The sequence below is a fragment of the Myxococcus sp. CA033 genome (genome assembly GCF_013336625.1).
In the GTDB taxonomy this organism is placed as follows: domain Bacteria; phylum Myxococcota; class Myxococcia; order Myxococcales; family Myxococcaceae; genus Myxococcus; species Myxococcus llanfairpwllgwyngyllgogerychwyrndrobwllllantysiliogogogochensis.
Genome location: NZ_JABUMU010000056.1, coordinates 1 through 2709 on the forward strand (window position 1 = coordinate 1; position 2709 = coordinate 2709).

The 2709-nt window shown below is 68.3% G+C and carries 1 protein-coding gene; it reads right to left on the reverse strand.

What is annotated here, in order from left to right; translation table 11 throughout:
• A partial coding sequence (locus tag HUA78_RS45570) for a non-ribosomal peptide synthetase (protein WP_174479113.1) occupies positions 1–2709 on the reverse strand: 2709 nt, incomplete at both ends.

Consider the following 2709-nt stretch of genomic DNA (forward strand, 5'->3'; position numbering starts at 1 on the left):
ACCAGCCATCCGAGACGATGTGGTGGACGGTGACGAGCAGGATGTGGCGCTGCTCGGAGAGGCGAAGCACGGAAGCACGGAGCAGCGGGGCCTGGGAGAGCTCGAACGGCTTCTGCGCTTCGAGTTGAGCCAGTCGCCGCGCTTCTGTCTCACGCGAGGCTTCGGGCACGGCCTCCAGGTCCGTTACCGGGACGGACAGCTCCACACGAGGAAGGATGTGCTGAACGGCCTCTCCATCCTCCTGGACGTGGAACGAGGTGCGCAGCGCTTCATGGCGCTGCACGAGTTCCTGAATCGCCCGCTCCAGCGCGGCGAGGTTCAGTCCCCCATGGAGCTGGATGGCCGAGGGGATGTTGTAGAAAGGGCTGCCCGGCTGGAGCCTGTCGAGGAACCACAGGCGCTGCTGCGCGAAGGACAGCGGCAGCGGCCCGGTACGAGGCACCGCCACGAGCGGAGGCAGCTGGAGCGACAGGTCCCCGTGACCCACGGCATCGACGCGAGCCGCGAGCGCCGCGACGGTCGGCGCTTCGAAGAGAGCGCGAAGGGGAAGCTCGACGTCGAAGGCCTTGCGGACACGAGAGACGACCTGAGTGGCGAGGAGGGAGTGGCCGCCAAGGGAGAAGAAGTCGTCGGAGACGCTGACGGAGTCGAGGTGGAGGACCTCTGCCCAGATGGCGGCGAGGCGAGCCTCGGTGGGGTTGCGAGGCGCGACGAAGGAGTCGGTGGGGCTGGAGTCGGGAGCCGGGAGCGCCTTCCTGTCGAGCTTGCCGTGGGTGTTGATGGGCAGAGCGTCGAGGGCGACGAAGGCCGAGGGCACCATGTACTCGGGGAGGCTGAGCAGCAGCTCCGCGCGCAGTGAGGAGGTGTCGACGGAAGCCGGGGTGACGTAGGCGACGAGGCGCTTGAGGCCCGGGACGTCTTCACGGACGAGGGCAGCGGCGTGGTGGACGGAAGCCAGCGCTTCGAGAGCGGCCTCGACTTCGCCCAGCTCGATGCGGAAGCCGCGCAGCTTCACCTGGAAGTCGATGCGGCCGAGGTACTCGAGGTGGCCGTGGGCAAGCCAGCGAGCCTTGTCACCGGTGCGGTAGAGGCGAGCGCCCGGCACCGAGGAGAAGGGGTTGGGGACGAAGCGCTCGGCGGTGAGGTCCGGACGGAGGTGGTAGCCGCGAGCCAGGCCGTCGCCGCCGATGAAGAGCTCTCCGGGGACGCCGATGGGGGCGGGCTGGAGAGAGGCGTCGAGGATGAAGGTGGAGACGTTGGAGAGCGGCCCACCGAGTGCGGGACGCGTAGAGGCGCGGATGGAGAGGGCGGTGGTGTCGACGGTGGCCTCAGTGGGCCCGTAGACGTTGAAGGCGCTCAGCGAAGGCGCGGAGGAAAGCGCGGTCCAGAGAGAGTCGTCGATGGCCTCGCCGCCGATGAGGAGACGAAGGGGGCGGCCGGACTCCGCGAGGCCCTCGTCGAGGAGGAGGCGGAGGTGAGAAGGGGCGCAGTCGAGGACGTCGAGCTGGTGCTTCTGAATCCAGGAGAGAAGCAGCGGGACGTCTTCACGAGCAGCCTGAGGGACGAAGCAGAGGCAGTGGCCTTGGGAGAGGAAGACGAGCTGCTGGACGGAGGCGTCGAAGGAGAGGGGAGCGTTGAGGGAGATGCGGAGCGAGCGCTGGACGTCGGAGTAGACGGCAGAGGAGAGGGCGGCGAGGAGATTCACCACGGAGGAGTGGTGGACCATGACGCCCTTGGGCTTGCCGGTGGAGCCTGAGGTGTAGATGACGTAGGCGAGGTGGGAAGGAAGGGAGACGCGAGGAGGATTGGAGGTGGGGAGCGCGGCGAGAGAAGCGCGCAGTGTGGTGTCGTCGAGGCAGAGGGCCGAGCAGGAGGCCGAGTCGAGACGAGGCAGGAGGTGGGACTGGGTGAGGACGAAGGGAGCGCCGGAGTCCAGGAGCATGAAAACCAGGCGCTCGCGGGGGTAGGCGGGGTCGAGAGGGACGTAGGCGGCGCCGGCCTTGAGGATGGCGAGGAGGGCGACGAGGGAGTCGACGGAGCGCTCCAGGCAGAGGGCGACACGGACTTCGGGCCCGACACCGCGGGCGCGCAGCAGGTGAGCGAGCTGGTTCGAGCGGTGGTTGAGCTGGAGAAAGGAGAGAGAGGCGGAGTCGTCGAGGACGGCGAGGGCGTTGGGCGTGAGAGCGGCCTGGGCCTCGAAGCGCTCGTGGAAGGCGCCGGACCAGGGCAGCTCGCGGCGGGTGTCGTTCCACTCGACGAGCACCTGACGGCGCTCCTCGGCCGGCAACATTGGCAGCTCACCCACGAGGGTATCGGGGGTGGTGATGGCGGCATCGAGGAGGGTGCCGAAGTGCGCGACCATTCGGGCGATGGTGGACTCATCGAACAAGTCCGTCCGGTAGCCCAGCGCGCCTTCCAGTCCCTCGCCCAGCGTCAGCGTGAGGTCGAACTTCGCGCTCTGCGCTCCCGAGTCGAAGGCCTCCAGGCGCAGCGGTGACGTCTCCACCGTGCTCCCAGGCACTTCCATGCTCGTCGTCGGTGCGTTCTGCAGGGCGAGCATCACCTGGAACAGCGGCGAGTGGCTGAGGGTGCGGTGAGGGTTGAGTTCCTCGACGAGCTTCTCGAAGGGGACGTCCTGATGCTCGTAGGCGCCGAGCGTGGTGCGTTTCACCTGCGCGAGCAGCTCGCGGAAGCGGAGTCCCGGATGGA